General features: G+C 30.8%; 1 protein-coding gene. It reads right to left on the bottom strand.

From position 1 onward, the window contains the following. Window positions 1-75: 75 nt before the first annotated feature. Window positions 76-816, bottom strand: a complete 741-nt coding sequence (locus C9E89_RS22875; protein WP_107010334.1) for a hypothetical protein — start codon at window positions 814-816, stop codon at window positions 76-78. Window positions 817-902: the final 86 nt, after the last annotated feature.

Raw genomic sequence — 902 nt, 5'->3', positions numbered from 1 at the left:
TTAAAAAACCACCCGAAGGTGGTGATTGGTTTTGATTCGTAGCTAAATAATCAAATAGACTTTCATCTAAATTAGTTAATCAATGTATGTGAAAATACTTTCAAGTTCCTCTTTTGTAATTACTTTGATGTAATGAATATTATCTTTTAAAAACAAATTCACTTTACGGTGAACAGGCTTTAAATTCAATTCATCTATTGCACAATCATCTCTAGTACATTTTGCATTTTCTACTTGAAATACATAATTATTAAATCCATCAACATCTGCATTCAGTGTTTTCAAAATTTCAAATAATTGCGTTATAAATCCTATATATTTTTGACGATTTGAAACTTTGAAAGCCTTATCAGGATCATGAAAACAAATACCTTCAAAAGCATGCCCAATTACACTACCATATGCTGTTTCATCATGGGTATTATATGCACCCTTAGTATGTGCAAAAGAATCACCAAAAGCATGAAGTAGTAAACCGGCTTTCCTCATATCAGACTCAGCTACCGCAATCTTGATTGCTTTTTTGAGTTGATTTCTTCTTTTTGCAATTTTTTCATAATCCCCACCGTGAAGGCTATGTAATTTTTCATACACAAACTTTCGCCATTCTGTACCAAACTTTAAAAACTGCCCTACCGCACTAAAATCATTTTTTTCATCTGGATATTCTGAGTAAAATGATAACCATAAAGCATCTATTTCTTGCATTCCTGCAAAACGTGCAATGAGATAGGGTGTATCAAGATGCCCATGCTGTGCATAGCGGAGTTTCATTTTTTTTACATCTGTATCGAGTGAATCATTTTTTTCTGACATTTTCATTTACCTAATTATTATTGTTTAATAAGTAAATAATAAAATTAATCTAAGATCAATGACATAATAATTTAGAATTGCTCATC

It is taken from the genome of Acinetobacter sichuanensis, from assembly GCF_003024515.2.
Taxonomy (GTDB): domain Bacteria; phylum Pseudomonadota; class Gammaproteobacteria; order Pseudomonadales; family Moraxellaceae; genus Acinetobacter; species Acinetobacter sichuanensis.
This window is presented reverse-complemented; position numbering and strand designations above follow the sequence as displayed.